Origin of the sequence: Duganella fentianensis (assembly GCF_964031615.1) — a bacterium.
GTDB classification, from domain to species: domain Bacteria; phylum Pseudomonadota; class Gammaproteobacteria; order Burkholderiales; family Burkholderiaceae_D; genus Rugamonas; species Rugamonas fentianensis_A.
Window position 1 is genome coordinate 44,764 of record NZ_CAXIQN010000022.1, and the last position, 16,454, is coordinate 61,217.

Sequence of the window (16,454 nt, forward strand, 5' to 3'; positions counted from 1 at the left end):
CCACTCTGGAATTAGCATATGAACAAGCGTCCGACGCTCTCTCTGAAGACCCCCGCCAAGGCGGCAGCCAAGCCGGCAGCCAAGCCGGCCGGCAAGCCGGCGGGCAAGCCTGCAGCCAAGCCGCACGCGCCTGCGCTGCGTGCCAGCCATGCGCGCGAGCTGAAACCGGCCTTGCAGACCAGCTTCCAGACGGCGCTGAAAGGGGATTCGCTGGCCTACAGCCTGCTGGGCGCGGCACAGGCGGTGGCGCTGGTGCGCACCGGCACCAATCTGCCGCAGGCGCTGGCGCAGTTGTGGGCCCGTAGCGAGACCAGCCCGCAGGCGCGCGGCGCCATGCAGGACATTGCCTACCGCTGCATGCGCCAGCTCGGCCAGAGCGAAGCCCTGATTGCGCAGATGGCGCCGAAAGCCCCCGATCCGCTGGTGGCGGCCCTGCTGGCCTGCGCGCTGGCGCTGATGACGGCGCCCGATGCGGTCGCGCCGTACGAAGAATTCACCGTAGTCAACCAGACCGTGACGGCGGCTGAAGCCCACCCCGACACGGCGCGCGCCAAAGCCATGGTCAATGCCGTGCTACGCCGCTTCCAGCGCGAACGTGCAGCGCTGCTGGAAACTGCGCTGCTGCAACCGGTAGCGCAGTGGAATTACCCGCAATGGTGGATCGATGCGGCGCGCACGGCCTGGCCACGTGAATGGCAGGCCATCCTGACGGCCGGTAATGGCGCGCCGCCGCTGACCTTGCGCATCAATGCCCGTAAAACCAGCATGGAACAGTATCTGCAACGCCTGCAGCAGGCCGGCATGGCGGCCAGCGCCATCGGCCCGTATGCCGTGCGGCTGGAAAAACCCGTGGGCGTGCACCTGATTCCCGGTTTTGCCGAGGGCGTAGTATCGGTGCAGGATGCTGGCGCCCAGCTGGCCGCGCCGCTGCTCGATGTGCAGGACGGCATGCGTGTGCTCGATGCCTGCGCGGCACCGGGCGGCAAAACTTGCCACATACTGGAACTGGCCGATGCCAAAGTGACCGCACTCGATGCCGATCCCAAGCGGCTGGCGCGGGTGGGCGAGAATCTTGAGCGGCTGCAGCTGCGCGCCACGTTGCGCACCGCCGACGCGCAGAGCGCAGCATGGTGGGATGGCCAGCAGTTTGACCGCATCCTGGCCGATGTGCCGTGCACGGCCTCCGGCATCGTGCGGCGCCACCCCGATATCCGCTGGCTGCGCCGCAAGGGCGACACGCTCCAACTAGCAACACTTTCCGCCAAAATCCTCGACAATCTTTGGCAGATGCTCGCACCGGGTGGTAAATTGCTATTCGTGACCTGTTCGCTCTGGCCACAGGAATCCGAGGCGCAGGCCGCGGCATTCGCAGTACGGCATCAGGCTGTGCGGCTCGATGCCCCCGGTCAGTTGCTGCCCGGTGGCGTAGCGGGACAGGATCAAGACGGCTTGTTCTACGCCCTGTTCCAGAAAAATGCGTAGTTCCAGCTCCCTTTGCCCGCACCAACCAAGTACCGGCCCTGACGTGACACGACGAGTTCTTCGCCTGCTGATCGCCCAAATTCTGCTGATACTGGCGTGCCTATGGCCGCAGGTGGCGCGTGCCGACGGCGTGGAAATCCGCCGCGCCAGCATCGAGGCGAGCGAAGAGGGTTATCGTCTGAACGCACGCTACGGTTTCGAACTGAGCAGCGACATGGAAGATACGCTGCAACATGGCGTGTCGCTGTACTTCACCACGGAAGTAGAATTCACCCGCCCGCGCTGGTACTGGTTCGATGAAAAGGCGATTGTTGCGCGCCAGACCATTGTGCTCGGCTATAACGTGCTGACCCGCAAATACAGCGTCAACGTGAACGGCAGCCTGAAGCAGAACTATTCGTCCTCGCTGGAGGAAGCGCTGCTGTCGATCCGCAATCCCAACCGCTGGGTGGTGGCGCCCCGTTCGGCCCTCAAAGTGGGCGAGAACTACAACGTCAAGCTAAGCATGGGACTGGACACCAACTACATCTCCAAGCCGCTCAAGGTCAGCGCGCTGAATAACAGCGAATGGCGCTTGACCTCGGACAAGAAAATTTTCCAGTACAAGGCGGAGTAAGTGAATACAGCATTACGGTATGCATCCGTCGTTGGCGGCGTGGTTGTCAGCATACTGCTGTTCCTGCTGGCTTCCGCATCCGACAACTCCGGCTTCTTCGACCGTTACTATGGCTGGCTGCTGGGCCTGAATGCTGCCGTGGCCGTGGCCTTGCTGCTGCTGGTCGCGGTATCGCTGTTCCGGCTGTATGTACGCTTCCGGACGGGCGCCTTCGGTTCGCGCCTGATGACGCGGCTGGTGCTGCTGTTCGCTGCCATCGGCGTGCTGCCGGGGCTGGTGATTTTCTTCGTCTCCATCCAGTTCGTGTCCCATTCGATCGATTCGTGGTTTAACGTGCCGGTGGAAGAGGCACTGCAGTCTGGCATCAATCTGGGCCGCGCGGGGCTGGATACGGCGCTCAACGAATTGCAGGGCACAGCGCGGCGCACCGCCGATCAGCTGTCGGAACAGCCGTTCGGCACGGAGCGGGCCACGCTGGCCTATCTGGTCAAGCAGCAGTACGGCATGCAGAACGCCATCATCGTCGATGCCGAAGGAGGGCTGATCATCAGCGCCCGCGCCAGCCGGGGCGGCAACCTGAGTGCCGACCTGCCGACCAGCGAAATGATGGCCAAGGCCAAGAGCGATGGCCTGTATGGTGCGCCCGAAGGCGGCAACGAGTTGCGCAGCAATCTGATCAACGCGCCCGGCGGCTCGCGCGATGTGGTGCACCAGCTGCGCCTGCGCGTGGTGCTGCCCATCCCCGAACGGCCGCAGCCGAATGGCGTGCATCTGGCGCCCCGTTATCTGCAGCTGATCCAGCTGGCACCGGAACAGCTGGCGGCCGACGGTGAAACGATCCGCAGTGCCTATTCCGACTACAAGGAACGTTTCGTTGCCCGCGTCGGACTGCGCAAGATGTACATCGTCACGCTGACCCTGACCCTGTTGCTGGCCGTGTTTGGCGCCATCGCCAGCGCCTTCCTGATCGCCAGCGATCTGGCCCAGCCACTGCTGCTGCTGGCCGAAGGTACGCGCGCCGTGGCCGAGGGCGACCTGTCGCCGCGCCCCATCATGACTACCTCCGACGAACTGGGCACGCTGACCCAGTCGTTCAACATCATGACGCGCCAGCTGTTCGATGCGCGCACGGCGGTGGAGCTCAACCGCACCGCGCTGCAGAACGCCAAAGCCCACCTGGAATCCGTGCTGGCGAATATGTCGGCCGGGGTGATGGTGCTGGATCCCGAGTTCCATCTGGTCAGCTGCAATGATTCGGTCGAACGCATCCTGCAGCAGCCCGGCAGCGCGCTGCTGGGGCAGAAGCTGGACCAGATCGAAGGCTTGCAGGAGTTCGGCGGCGCCATCGTGGCCGCGTTTGCCGCCCAGAGTGCCCAGTCGGCCTCGGACCGCACCTTGCAGCGGCTGCACTGGCAGCGCCAGATCGAAGTGCCGCGCCGCACCGCCAGTCTGGATGATAATGACCAGACCTTGCTGGCACGGGGTTCGCGCCTGCCTATCGAAGGGGGCGAGAGCGGCTATCTGGTGGTGTTCGACGATATTTCCGACGTGATTTCGGCGCAGCGCTCGATTGCCTGGGGCGAAGTGGCGCGCCGTCTCGCGCACGAGATCAAGAATCCCCTCACGCCTATCCAGCTGTCGGCCGAGCGTATGCAGATGAAGCTTGACGGCAAGCTGGCACCGGCCGATAACGAACTGCTCAACAAGGGTACGGCCACCATCGTCAATCAGGTGGCGGCCATGAAGCGCATGGTGGACGACTTCCGCGACTATGCCAAGACGCCGCCGGCCCAGCTGGAACCGCTGGACCTGAATGCCCTGATCGAAGAAATTCTGCACCTGTATCTGGCCGGTGAAGACGATATCATCTTCCCGCAACTGGCGTCCGGTCTGCCGCTGGTGATGGGCGATGCGACGCAACTACGTCAAGTGATCCACAACCTGCTGCAGAATTCGCAGGACGCCATGGCCGAGCGCCCAGAGGGCGCGCCGCCCGCGCACATTGACGTGATCAGCGAAGCGATTCATTATCAGGGCGCCGACGGCAGCACGCGCACGGCAGTGCGGCTGGCGATCAGCGATAATGGCCCCGGATTTGCGCCGAAAATTCTGGCGCGGGCGTTTGAACCGTATGTCACCTCCAAGGCCAAAGGCACGGGTCTGGGCTTGCCGATGGTGAAAAAGATTATCGAAGAACATGGTGGACGGATCGATATTCAGAACCATGTCGATAGAAGTGGTGCGTCGGTAGTGATTTTGCTGTTAAAGTTAGCGCCGACGACGCACAATACCTAAGTTAGTACCTAAGTTAGTACCTGAGTTGCACGGATTAGAAAAATCATTGCCGGCTACAAGCTGGCGAAATGAGGAAGGCAAGGGAAGATGGCAAATATTCTGGTAGTGGACGATGAAATGGGTATCCGCGAGTTGCTCTCGGAGATACTGAGCGACGAAGGACATGCAATAACTCTGGCCGAGAACGCCCAGCAGGCGCGCGAAGCCCGTGCCGCCGGGGCACCCGATCTGGTGCTGCTCGATATCTGGATGCCGGATACGGATGGCGTGACACTGCTCAAGGAATGGCAGCGCGATGGCTTGCTGACTATGCCGGTGATCATGATGTCGGGCCACGCCACCATCGATACGGCAGTGGAAGCGACGCGCATCGGTGCGCTCAACTTCCTCGAAAAGCCAATTGCTTTACAGAAACTTCTGAAGGCGGTGCAGCAGGGCCTGACCCGTGCGCAGGAAACCGTACGGGCGCCGGCGCTGGCCAGCCGTCCGGTGGTGGCCAGTCCGGTGGAAGAAAGCAGCACCAGCAGCTTTGGTCAGCCTAGTCCGGCAGCAGCGATAGCCGTGCGTGGCGGCGCCACCATCGCCGGTGCCGACAACCACATGTTTAACCTGTCGTTCGATCTGCCTCTGCGCGAAGCCCGTGATGCCTTCGAGCGCATGTACTTCGAGCACCATCTGGGTCGCGAAGGGGGCAGCATGACCCGTGTGGCCGAGAAGACGGGGCTGGAACGTACCCACCTGTATCGCAAGCTCAAGCAGCTGGGCGTAGAGCCGGGCAAACTGGCCAAGAAAGGCGTGTAAGCCGGTGACCGGCGCAGCAGCACGCGCGCCGGTGCCCACCTGGCTGGCGACGGGCGCAGGGCGCGAAGCGGCGATTGCCGCCCGCCTTGGCGCGCCCGCTGCGCCGTCACCAGACGCTGGTTCCAGCGTCGTCATCCTCGAAGGCATGCCCACCGGGCTATCGCCGCTGGCCGATCTGGCCGATACCTCTCCTAGTGTGCAAGTGTTGCGAATTGCTCCCGGTTGCCTGCATTGCAGCGGCAATCTGGTTTTGCGAGTAACATTGAACCGTGTTCTGCGTCATCCGCCCGAGCAGCTATATATCGGGCTGGCCAGCGCCGAGCACCTTGAGCTGTTGCGTGACTTTTTACAGGCGGCCCCGTATGCCGCCTTGCTGGACCTGCAAGCTGATCTGGCGGCCTGAACCCTGCCGCCGGAGCGCCGGCCGCCGGATCGCCGGCCGCCGGATCGCCGGCCGCCGTACTTGTAAAAGGGCGTCACCAGCCCCACTTCGGTGGGGACGACGCAACCGACCAGTGTTACGTCCCTAGTGAAAGGAAGCAGCATGAACCTCATCTATAACAGCGAACAGTTCAGCGTCCTCGAGTTTGGTGTCGACCGCAGCCATGAAGCCTTGCGCTTTGGCGGCTATGAAATTGTCGACAAAGGGGGCAAACGTGAAATCTTCATCAACGGCATACTGGCGCAGAATTTCCGCCGCGACGTTAGCGAACTGATCGCGAGCGAACCGACGATGGCCGAGATCGACGAATTCCTCGGCAGCTACAACGAAGTCATGAGCTATCCCGCGACGCTGCACTGAGTTGTGGCCAGCGTCGTCAGGCCTAGTGGGCTTGGCGCTTTTATTTGCTATCAGTAAGCCCCTCGCTGCACATTACGAGGGGCTTATTTCTTTGCGCTGCATCGCAGAATGCCGTTTGTTTGGCATTTCATTAAACTTTACTTGCTCGTTACTACCAGGGTGTGCCTGCACGCAATCTCCTCGTATTTATCGGGGCAGGGAGATCAGGCAGTATCTGCGAGCAAAAAACGCCTTGGGTTGTTGTCTGGCAAAGGACACGATTTTGTGCATCCGTTTTCCAGCCAAAGCGACCTTGATCGAAGAATCCTTGCATGCACTACAGTTTTCGACGGGGCTTTACAATTGTGTCGTCGATCGCACAGGCAATCTGCGGGCGAATCTGGCGATGGAATATCAGGCGGCCAGCATGCTGGTTGCTCATCAGCACAGGTGGAAATTGCCAACGCGCGAAACAGGGGAGAATTGTCGGCGCCTGCGGCTGTATTCCCGTACCATATCTGCGAGTGGAGGAGCGCTAACATGGCATTTACGTTTGAAATTACGCAGATCAGCAGACTCGCTCAAGCCCATGTTGGAATTCTTGATGGGAAGCTGCTTGAAGGGGCGATAGTTACGGGAACCATCGTCCATCTGGTGCATGGCGACCAGCGCTTGCCGTTACGGGTGAAAGGCGTGGTACTGGATGCAGCAGGGCGGAGCGATGGTGCGCTGAGCGTTACGGTTGACTTGCGCGAGCAAGCGATGCAACTAGCCCGCGTTGGCGATAGGCTGACTGCAATGGAGCATTGAATTGCCGCGTGACAGCGGCCAGTGGTTATAATCGGGTGATGTGCCAATTACTCGCAATGAATTGCAATGTGCCCACCGACATTGTGTTCAGTTTTACCGGCTTCGCCATGCGTGGCGGCCAGACCGATACCCACCATGATGGCTGGGGCATCGCCTTTTTCGAAGGCGCCGGTGTGCGCCATTTCGTTGACCATCAGGCGGCCGTCAGTTCGCCTATCGCCGAACTGATCAAGCGCTATCCCATCAAGTCCAAGAACGTCATCGCCCATATCCGCAAGGCTACGCAGGGGCAGGTGGCGCTGGAAAACTGCCATCCTTTCGTGCGCGAGCTGTGGGGCCAGTACTGGGTGTTTGCCCATAATGGCGATCTGAAAGCCTTCGCGCCCGTGCTCGATGGCCCGTACCGTCCCGTCGGCAGTACCGATAGCGAGCTGGCGTTCTGCTACATCATGCAGCAATTGCGCAACCGTTTCGGCACCGAACGTCCCGCCCGTGCTGCCCTGCGTGCTGCGCTGGCCGAGCTGACGCAGGAAATTGCCGCCTATGGCACTTTCAATATGCTGCTGTCCTCGGGGGCCGAACTGTTTGCCCATTGCTCCACCAATCTCGTATATCTGGTGCGCCAGTATCCGTTTGACACGGCGCAGCTGTCGGATGAAGATGTGCAGGTGGACTTCTCGCAGGTGACGACTCCGAACGACAGGGTTGCCATCATTGTGACGCAGCCGCTGACGACCAATGAACAATGGACGGCGTTTCAGCCCGGTGAATTGAAAGTGTTCGTGGACGGCATGCCGGAAACGCAACTGTGATGTAAATATTTCAAGACATGGTCGCGTTTTAATGTCAAAATAACAGCATGGCGGACTATCGCCGCTTTTTTTACTGGCAAACGCGATGATCGAACTATCTCCCCGTGGCCCCGAAGCCGACAATTTGCGCGTGCGCGAATTCTATCTGGGACGGCAACCGATACTGGACCGTAACCAGTCGCTGTTTGCCTACGAATTGCTATTCCGCAATGCGCCGGTGGGGCCGGCCCGCGTCAGCAACGCGCTGACTGCCACCGCGGCCGTGATTGCCCATGCTTCGCAGCTGGGCATGGAGCGCACGGTGGGCGATGCGATGGGCTTCGTCAATGTCGATGCCGAAGTGCTCATGACGGACATCTTTTCCTTCCTGCCGCGCGAACGGCTGGTGCTGGAAGTGAGCGAGCAGACGCCGGTTACGCCCGTGCTGATCAGCCGCATGGCCGAACTGCATGCCCAGGGGTTCCGCTTTGCGCTGGACGAAGTGCAGGGCACGGCGCCGGGCCTGCACCGTCTGCTGCCGCTGGTCGATTATGTGAAGCTGGACGTACAGCAGGTAGATCTGTCCAGTCTGATGAAGCTGGCTCCCCGTTTCCGCGAAAGCCGCAAAACCCTGATCGCGGAAAAAGTGGAAACCCGCGAAGAATTCAAGAACTGTCTGGATCTGGGCTTCGACTACTTCCAGGGCTATTACTTTGCCAAGCCCGTCATCATGAGCGGCAAGAAGCTGTCGCCGTCGCAGCTGGCCGTGATGGAGCTGATGACGCTGGTCACCTCCGACGCTGACAATACCGAAATCGAACGTGCCATCAAACGTGACGTGTCGCTGGCGCTGAACCTGCTGCGGCTGGTCAACACGCCCGCCGTGGGGCTGCGCCACCGCGTCGACTCGCTCAGTCAGGCTGTGATGATCCTGGGGCGGCGCCAGTTGCAGCGCTGGCTGCAGATCATGCTGTATGCGGAGCCCAGCAAACGGGGCCATAGCATGACCCCGCTGCTGATGCTGGCCACTACCCGTGGCCGTCTGCTGGAGCTGCTGGCCGGTAAGCTGCGACCATCCCATCGCCAGTCGGCTGAAATCGCCTTCACGGTAGGCATCATGTCGCTGATGGATACCCTGTTCGGTCTGCCGATGGCCGACATTCTCGCGCAAATCCCCGTCAGTGCCGAAGTCACCAGCGCGCTGCTCGAGCGCGAAGGCTTCTTCGGCGATCTGCTACGGTTGGCCGAATGCATAGAACGCATCGAGGACCTCGATCATCAGCTGATGCCGACGCTGCGCGATCTGGCCGTTTCCACCGACGATCTGCTGGAACTGGAAATGGCGGCCTTCGAGTGGAGCGATAACGTGGTGCGTTACGCACTCTGATGTCGCCGGCCGCGCCGGTTTGTGTCGGCATCAGGTAGCATGTCCCGCGCCCGGCCAGTGCTTGTGCAGTTCCGGATCGGTACGCATTTCCCATAGCGCCAGTACCACCACCGCAATGCCGACGAGCAGCGAATTCCACATCAGTTCGCGGTTGTCGGCGATTTTCATCAGCCACGGTGACAGTGCCACCCACAGGCCGACGAGCAGATTCAGCAGCACTGCCCAGAAATAGGTTTTGTACAGGTCAAACGTGGCCAGCACGGCCATCACGGCGCCCGAGATCATGGCCGTTCCTGCCTGTATCGACGGGATGGGATAAGAGAAGACCCACGGCGAAACAAAGAACCACAAGCCCAGCAGCAGAATCAGCTGATCCTGCCAGCGCTTCAGGGATGGTTGGTTTTCCGGATGAGTTGCCATATACACCTCCTTGAGAGAGCCGCCGGATGGCGACGTTCCCGTTTAGGTTCGCTGTTGCGCGAAAAGTTCATATTTTTGTATTTCCCTTTAGCTATCTTGCCTAATTGGCATGCCCTCGCTATGCTGGCCGCTTATCGAAACACCAGCGACGGGAAAGCTTATGGCAGCGGTTCTACTTAGCGTCAATCAGCTCAGCAAATCCTACGGTGCGCGCAAGGCCGTGGATGGGGTGAGTTTTCAGGTACAGCAGGGCCAGACGGTGGGGCTGATCGGCCCTAACGGCGCTGGCAAGTCCACCACGGTGAGCATGATCTGCGGCCTGCTGCGCAGCGATAGCGGCAGCATTCTGCTGAACGGCGAGCCAGTCACGCAGGGCGCCAGTGCGGCCAAGCGGCTGATCGGCTATGTGCCGCAGGATCTGGCGCTGTACGAAGACCTGTCCTCGCTGGAAAATCTGAAACTGTTCGGCGCGCTGTATGGCCTCAAGGGCGCGCAACTCAAGCAGCGCTGCGAACAGGTGCTGGCGCTGGTCAACCTGAGCGACCGCGCGGGCGACAATCCTTCTACCTTCTCGGGCGGCATGAAGCGCCGGCTGAATATCGCTGCTGCGCTGCTGCATGAGCCGCAACTGCTGATCCTCGACGAGCCTACCGTGGGGGTGGATCCGCAAAGCCGCAATGCCATCTTCGATACGCTGGAAGCGCTGCAGGCGCAAGGCTGCGCGCTGATCTACACCAGCCACTACATGGAAGAAGTGGAGCGGCTGGCCGACCATCTGGTCATCATCGACCACGGCAAGGTGCTGGCCGATGAAACGCCCGCAGCGCTGTACCAGCGCCTGCCCGCGCAGGCCGCGCTGCAGGTGGAACTGGCGGCGCCAGCCGGTGCAGCGCTGCTGGCTGCGCTGTCCGGGCTGGACGGCGTGAGCAGCGTGCAGGCCAGCGGCCAGCGGCTCGACATCGGGCTGGCCGATGCGGCGCAGGCGGCGGCCGTGCTGGGCTGGCTGGCCGGTCAGGGCGTGACCCTGCTGCATTTCGCCACGGCGAAAACTTCGCTGGAAAACATCTTCCTCAACCTCACTGGCCGTTCGCTGCGCGACTGATCACCATGACTGCTCTGATAGCTCTGATCCGCAAGGACTTGAAACTGTATCTGCGCGACAAACGCGCACTGATGATGCACCTGCTGATGCCGGTAGTACTGGCCGCCTTCTTCGGTTCGCTGTTCGGCGGCGGGCCGGAAGCCAGTACCAGCAAGGTCGAAGTGGGCGTGGTACTGCTCGACCAGTCGGAGGTGGGCAAGCAGATTGCTGCCGGCCTGCAGGCTGATAGCGCACTCAAGGTCAGCCTGCTGGATGAAGGGGCGGCGCAGCAGCTGGTGCGCAAAGGCAAGCTGCCGGTAGCGGTGGTGATTCCGGCCGGCTTCGGCCAGAGCGCCGCCGACGCGCTGTTCAGCGGCATCGACAAGCCCAGCCTGACGGTCTACTACGATCCTTCCCAGTCGACCATGCTGGCCATGGTCAAAGGTCTGCTGACCCAGCAGGTGATGCAGGCCAGCAGCGCCGCCGCCTTCAGCTTCAAAGACAGCAGCCTCACCAGCAAACAATTGGAAAAAGTGGCCAGCAGCGATCTGGCTGCCAGCGACAAGGCGCAACTGAGCGACTTCCTCGGCAGTCTGAAAAAATATCAGGATCAGCGCGCTGCCAGTGCGCAGCAGGAACAGGCGGCAGGCAAGGCTGATCCCGCTCAGGCAGACAAGCCGGCGGGCGGCATGAGCGTGCCGTTCAGCACCAAGGATGAAGCACTGAGCAGCGGTCCCCGTTACAACGGCTATGCCCACTCGTTTGCCGGCATGGGCGTACAGTTCATTCTGTTCATGGGCATCGATATGGGCATCAGCATCTTGCTGGCGCGTCGTACCGGCATCTGGAACCGCCTGATGGCGGCGCCCGTCACGCTGACGACTGTGCTGCTGGGACGGGGCCTGTCCGGCGCGCTGATTGCGCTGGGGCTGATGTGCGCGCTGTTCGCCTGCGCCATGCTGATCTTTAAAGTCACCATCAGCACGCTGGCCGGCTTCCTGATACTAGCCACTAGTTTTGCCCTGATGACGGCGGCCTTCGGCCTGCTGATCGCTGCTTTCGGCAAGACGCCGGAAGCGGCCCGCGGCATGGCCGTGTTTGCCACCATGATCATGGTCATGCTGGGCGGCGCATGGGTGCCATCGTTTATCTTCCCCGAGTGGATGCAGCAGGTCACGCTGGCCATTCCTACCCGCTGGGCAGTAGATGGCTTCGATGCCGTGACGTGGCGCGGACTGGGGCTGGACGCGGCGTTGCCGCCGGTAGCCGTGCTGCTGGGCTTTGCGCTGGTTTTTGCCGGTCTTGCGATCTGGAAATTCCGCCGCGAGGCGCAGCAGTAGCGCAAATCAGCAGCTTCATCCGGTAACACGTAACGGGATGGCCGTCCGGCGCACGGGCTAAAGTTTCCTTGAATCAACCCGATATTTAAGGAAACATTCTGTTACGTGAGTAAACGATGGCTTTACCCATCCGGACGCTGATCGCGCATTGCGTGAATCAGGTCATACGCCAGTACTACCCCAGACAATACAGTTCGCTGTGTCATGTGTATGCCATCGTCGGTTCCAACCTGATCAGCATCGTGCTGGACCGCGTCTACCGCCCCGTGGCGGGGCTGGCCGCGGTCGACTGCGGTGCTGGCCAGTTGATGACCATGCTCGACAATGCCGCGTTTGCCCAGCCCGAAGGCGGCGCCTATCACTGCTGGATCGAGTCGGCCGATGATCTGGTCAGCGAGCGCGAAGTGGTCGATCTGACCTTCCGCCACAACCACACCTACGCCGAGCAGAACGGCTTCCGCTGGCAGCGTGCCTTGCCGCCGGATTTTTTGTGGGGTAAGCAGAGCAGCATCGTGGTGCAGGCACCGCTGCACGCGATACCGCGCGCCTTCCCTGAGGGCATGGTGTGGCTGCAGGAAACCGATGAAGGCTGGCAGTGGATGATGCGCCAGCTACAGCAGCACGAGAACGCGTTCGTGAAACTGACAGCGGAAGCGCTGAAGCTGTTTCAGGCCCATCTGGCGCCCGATTCGGCGCTGCTGGCCCGTGCGCCCGCCACGCAGACGCCCGCCACCTTGCTGATGGCGGCGGTTTAGCGCTAGCCCTGCGCCAGAGGCGGCAGGGCTGGCGAGCCGCGCTTGCGGCCCACGCGCGATCAGGACAGATTAGGTGCGAGCCAGCTTTCCAGCTGGGCTTTTTCGACCTGACGGCGTGCCGCCATATCGTCCAGCTGATCCTGACCGATCTTACCGACCACGAAGTACTTCGATTCCGGATGGGCGAAGTAGAAGCCGGAGACGGCTGCGCCGGGGTGCATGGCGAACGATTCCGTCAGCGTGATGCCCACGTTTTCCGCCTGCAGCGTCTTGAACACATCGCGTTTGACGGTGTGCTCGGGGCAGGCCGGATAGCCCGGTGCCGGACGGATGCCGCGATACTGCTCGGCGATCAGGGCGTTGTTATCCAGCGTTTCGTCGGCGGCATAGCCCCACAGGTCGGTACGCACGCGCTGGTGCAGATATTCGGCAAACGCTTCGGCCAGACGGTCGGCCAGTGATTTCAGCATGATCGACGAATAGTCGTCATGGGCGGCTTCGAAGCGCTGCTCGTGCTTCTCGATGCCCAGACCGGCCGTGACGGCGAACATGCCAATGTAGTCCTTCACGCCCGACTCTTTGCTGGCGATGAAGTCGGCCAGACACTGGTTAGGCCGCTGCACGCCATCCACCACCGGCTTGACGCCCTGCTGGCGCAGGCCGTAGTAGGTGAAGTCCACGGTGCTGCGGCTATCGTCCGTATAGATTTCGATGTCGTCATCATTGACGCTATTGGCCGGCAGCAGGGCGATCACGCCGTTGGCAGTGAGCCAGCGGCCATCGATGAGTTTCTTCAGCAGCGCCTGACCTTCGGCATACACCTTGGTGGCCGCTTCGCCCACCACTTCATCGGTGAGGATGGCAGGGAAGGGACCGGCCAGATCCCAGGTCTGGAAGAACGGACCCCAGTCGATGTACTGGGCGATGGTGGCCAGATCGACATTCTTGAATTCACGGCGGCCGATGAACTTCGGCTTCACCGGTGCCTGCGCACCGTCGAACGACAGCTTCATCTTGTTGGCGCGCGCCTGCTCCAGCGTCAGCATAGGCAGGGCTTTCTTGCCCGCGTGCTGGATGCGGATACGCTCGTAGTCTTCGGCGATTTCATCGATATACTGCTGGCGGCTTTCCGGTGTCAGCAGCGATTGCGCCACCGAGACAGAACGCGACGCATCCGGCACATACACCACCGGCCCTTCGTAGTTATGGGCGATCTTCACGGCCGTGTGGGCGCGGCTGGTGGTGGCGCCGCCGATCAGCAGCGGGATCTTCATCATGCGGAAGTGTTCGTCGCGCTGCATTTCCTTGGCCACGTGGGCCATCTCTTCGAGCGACGGCGTGATCAGACCGGACAGGCCGATGATGTCGGCGTTTTCCAGTTTGGCGCGCGCCAGAATTTCCGAGCACGGCACCATCACGCCCATGTTCACTACTTCGAAGTTATTACATTGCAGGACCACCGAGACGATGTTCTTGCCGATGTCGTGCACATCGCCCTTGACGGTGGCGATGACGATCTTGCCCTTCGGTTTGGCGACGATGCCGGTGCGTTTTTCTTCCGCCAGTTTTTCTTCTTCGATGAAGGGCACCAGATGGGCCACGGCCTGCTTCATTACGCGCGCCGATTTGACCACCTGCGGCAGGAACATCTTGCCCTGACCGAACAGGTCGCCGACGATGTTCATACCATCCATCAGCGGGCCTTCGATCACATGGATAGGCCGGCCATTGGCGGCCATCACCTGCTGGCGCATGGCTTCCGTGTCTTCGTTGATGTACTGGGTAATGCCGTGCACCAGCGCGTGCGCCAGCCGCTTTTCTACCGGCAGATTACGCCATTCCAGATTCTGCGCATCCTGCTTGCCGGCGCCGGCCTTCAGCGTGCCGGCGAATTCGATCATGCGTTCGGTGGCGTCTTCGCGCCGGTTCAGCACCACGTCTTCCACCCGTTCGCGCAGTTCGGCCGGCAGTTCGTCGTACACGCCCACCATGCCGGCGTTGACGATGCCCATGGTCATACCGGCCTTGATGGCGTGGTACAGGAACACGGTGTGGATGGCTTCGCGTGCCGGATCATTGCCGCGGAACGAGAACGACACGTTGGACACACCGCCCGAGACTTTGGCGTGCGGCAGATTCTCGCGGATCCAGCGGGTGGCGTTGATGAAGTCCACCGCGTAGTTGTTGTGTTCTTCGATGCCCGTAGCGATCGCGAAGATGTTCGGGTCGAAGATGATGTCTTCCGGCGGGAAGCCCACGGTCTCCGTCAGCAGCTTGTAGGCACGGGCGCAGATTTCGATCTTGCGCTCGAAGGTGTCGGCCTGACCTTTTTCATCGAAGGCCATGACGATCACGGCGGCGCCGTAGCTCAGGCACAGCTTGGCCTGACGGATGAATTCTTCCTCGCCTTCCTTCATCGAAATCGAGTTGACTACCGACTTGCCCTGCACGCACTTCAGGCCTGCTTCGATCACCGACCATTTGGACGAATCGATCATGATAGGCACGCGCGAGATGTCCGGTTCCGAGGCGATCAGATTCAGGAAGCGCGTCATGGCGGCCTGCGAATCGAGCATCGCTTCGTCCATATTGATGTCGATGATCTGGGCGCCGTTTTCCACCTGCTGGCGCGCCACGCTCAGAGCCTCGTCATACTGCTCGTTGAGGATCATGCGGGCAAACGCTTTCGAGCCCGTCACGTTGGTGCGCTCGCCCACGTTGACGAACAGCGAGGACTCGTCGATGGTGAATGGCTCCAGACCGGACAGGCGCTGCGCTACGGGCACTTGTGGTACCTGACGCGGTGTGGTGGTGGCGAGAATTTCGCCGATTGCGCGGATGTGATCTGGCGTGGTGCCGCAGCAGCCGCCGGCGATGTTGATGAAGCCCGCTTCGGCAAATTCGCGCAGCAGCGCCGAGGTATCGGCTGGCAGCTCGTCGAAGCCCGTGTCGCTCATCGGGTTAGGCAGGCCGGCATTCGGATAGATGCAGACAAAAGTATCGGCGATCTGCGACAGTTCTTCTGCGTACGGACGCATCAGCGCCGCACCGAGTGCGCAGTTCAGGCCGATCGTCAGTGGCTTGGCGTGTCGTACCGAATTCCAGAACGCTGGTACGGTCTGGCCGGACAGGATACGGCCCGAGGCATCGGTCACGGTGCCGGAGATCATCAGTGGCAGGCGTGGCTGGGCCGGATGCTGCTCGTAGAACTGGTCGATGGCAAACAGTGCGGCCTTGCAGTTGAGCGTATCGAAGATGGTTTCCACCAGCAGCAAATCGACGCCGCCGGCCACCAGACCTTCGACTTGCTGATGGTAGGCCGCGACCAGCTGGTCGAAGGTGATGTTGCGCGCGGCCGGATCGTTGACGTCAGGCGAAATCGAGGCCGTTTTCGGGGTCGGTCCCAGTGCGCCGGCCACGAAGCGCGGCTTGTCGGTGCTGCTGTATTTGTCGCAGGCAGCGCGTGCCAGCTTGGCTGCAGCCACGTTCATTTCATAGGCCAGATGGCCCATGTGGTAGTCGTCCTGCGCAATGGTGGTGGCGCCGAAGGTATTGGTTTCGATGATGTCGGCCCCGGCGGCCAGATAGCGCTCGTGAATTTCCTGAATCACCTGCGGCTGGGTCAGGGTCAGCAGTTCGTTGTTGCCTTTGACGAACAGTTCGCGCGCACCGGAATCGGCCGGTGCGGCAAAATCGATGAAGGCGCCCTGCGGGCCGCCACGGTAAGCCACTTCATCGAGCTTGTACTGCTGGATGATCGTGCCCATCGCACCGTCGAGGATCATGATGCGGCGCGCCAGAATTTCGCGCAGCTGGGCATCGGTCTTGGACATGACGGGGCGGGACACGGTGTTATTCATTTGTTACTCTCTGAGATCGTGGACAGGCAGGGTCC

General features: G+C 61.3%; 14 protein-coding genes. 12 read left to right on the forward strand and 2 right to left on the reverse strand.

The features are described 5' to 3' along the window. The first annotated feature begins 18 nt into the window (after positions 1 to 18). From rsmB to ABNT42_RS17355, 9 genes are all read left to right on the forward strand, one after another. Positions 19 to 1,482: a 16S rRNA (cytosine(967)-C(5))-methyltransferase RsmB gene (gene rsmB, locus ABNT42_RS17315; RefSeq protein ID WP_348699036.1), complete on the forward strand. Its 1,464-nt coding sequence runs from the start codon at positions 19 to 21 to the stop codon at positions 1,480 to 1,482. Positions 1,483 to 1,525: 43 nt separating this feature from the next. Then, on the forward strand, positions 1,526 to 2,098 hold the full coding sequence (locus ABNT42_RS17320) for a DUF4390 domain-containing protein (protein WP_348699038.1): 573 nt from the start codon (positions 1,526 to 1,528) through the stop codon (positions 2,096 to 2,098). Beyond that, positions 2,099 to 4,393, forward strand: coding sequence for an ATP-binding protein (locus ABNT42_RS17325; protein WP_348699039.1), 2,295 nt, complete (start codon positions 2,099 to 2,101; stop codon positions 4,391 to 4,393). Positions 4,394 to 4,480: 87 nt separating this feature from the next. Further along, positions 4,481 to 5,194: a response regulator gene (locus ABNT42_RS17330; protein WP_348699041.1), complete on the forward strand. Its 714-nt coding sequence runs from the start codon at positions 4,481 to 4,483 to the stop codon at positions 5,192 to 5,194. A gap of 4 nt (positions 5,195 to 5,198) precedes the next feature. Next, positions 5,199 to 5,597: a GTPase gene (locus ABNT42_RS17335; protein WP_348699042.1), complete on the forward strand. Its 399-nt coding sequence runs from the start codon at positions 5,199 to 5,201 to the stop codon at positions 5,595 to 5,597. Between the two features lie 141 nt (positions 5,598 to 5,738). Further along, positions 5,739 to 5,996: a DUF3567 domain-containing protein gene (locus ABNT42_RS17340; protein WP_348699043.1), complete on the forward strand. Its 258-nt coding sequence runs from the start codon at positions 5,739 to 5,741 to the stop codon at positions 5,994 to 5,996. A gap of 519 nt (positions 5,997 to 6,515) precedes the next feature. After that, complete coding sequence (locus tag ABNT42_RS17345; protein ID WP_348699045.1) at positions 6,516 to 6,785, forward strand: hypothetical protein; 270 nt, start codon at positions 6,516 to 6,518, stop codon at positions 6,783 to 6,785. 38 nt (positions 6,786 to 6,823) lie between these two features. Then, complete coding sequence (locus tag ABNT42_RS17350) at positions 6,824 to 7,597, forward strand: class II glutamine amidotransferase (protein ID WP_348699047.1); 774 nt, start codon at positions 6,824 to 6,826, stop codon at positions 7,595 to 7,597. Between the two features lie 85 nt (positions 7,598 to 7,682). Then, positions 7,683 to 8,963, forward strand: coding sequence for an EAL domain-containing protein (locus tag ABNT42_RS17355; protein WP_348699049.1), 1,281 nt, complete (start codon positions 7,683 to 7,685; stop codon positions 8,961 to 8,963). 30 nt (positions 8,964 to 8,993) lie between these two features. On the opposite strand, the gene ABNT42_RS17360 is transcribed toward ABNT42_RS17355, so the two are convergent. Beyond that, complete coding sequence (locus tag ABNT42_RS17360; protein WP_348699051.1) at positions 8,994 to 9,383, reverse strand: SPW repeat protein; 390 nt, start codon at positions 9,381 to 9,383, stop codon at positions 8,994 to 8,996. 160 nt (positions 9,384 to 9,543) lie between these two features. Between ABNT42_RS17360 and ABNT42_RS17365 the strand changes: the two genes are divergently transcribed. From ABNT42_RS17365 to ABNT42_RS17375, 3 genes are all read left to right on the forward strand, one after another. Continuing rightward, the gene (locus ABNT42_RS17365) at positions 9,544 to 10,485 is read left to right on the forward strand and encodes an ABC transporter ATP-binding protein (protein WP_348699053.1); all 942 of its coding nucleotides are present in this window, start codon (positions 9,544 to 9,546) and stop codon (positions 10,483 to 10,485) included. Between the two features lie 5 nt (positions 10,486 to 10,490). After that, positions 10,491 to 11,804 carry an ABC transporter permease gene (locus ABNT42_RS17370; RefSeq protein WP_348699054.1) on the forward strand — a complete coding sequence of 438 codons (1,314 nt, stop codon included), beginning with the start codon at positions 10,491 to 10,493 and terminating at the stop codon, positions 11,802 to 11,804. 116 nt (positions 11,805 to 11,920) lie between these two features. Continuing rightward, positions 11,921 to 12,559 carry a hypothetical protein gene (locus ABNT42_RS17375; protein ID WP_348699056.1) on the forward strand — a complete coding sequence of 213 codons (639 nt, stop codon included), beginning with the start codon at positions 11,921 to 11,923 and terminating at the stop codon, positions 12,557 to 12,559. A gap of 59 nt (positions 12,560 to 12,618) precedes the next feature. On the opposite strand, the gene metH is transcribed toward ABNT42_RS17375, so the two are convergent. Next, entirely contained in the window at positions 12,619 to 16,419 is a 3,801-nt protein-coding gene (gene metH / locus ABNT42_RS17380) for a methionine synthase (RefSeq protein WP_348699058.1), read from the reverse strand. Positions 16,420 to 16,454: the final 35 nt, after the last annotated feature.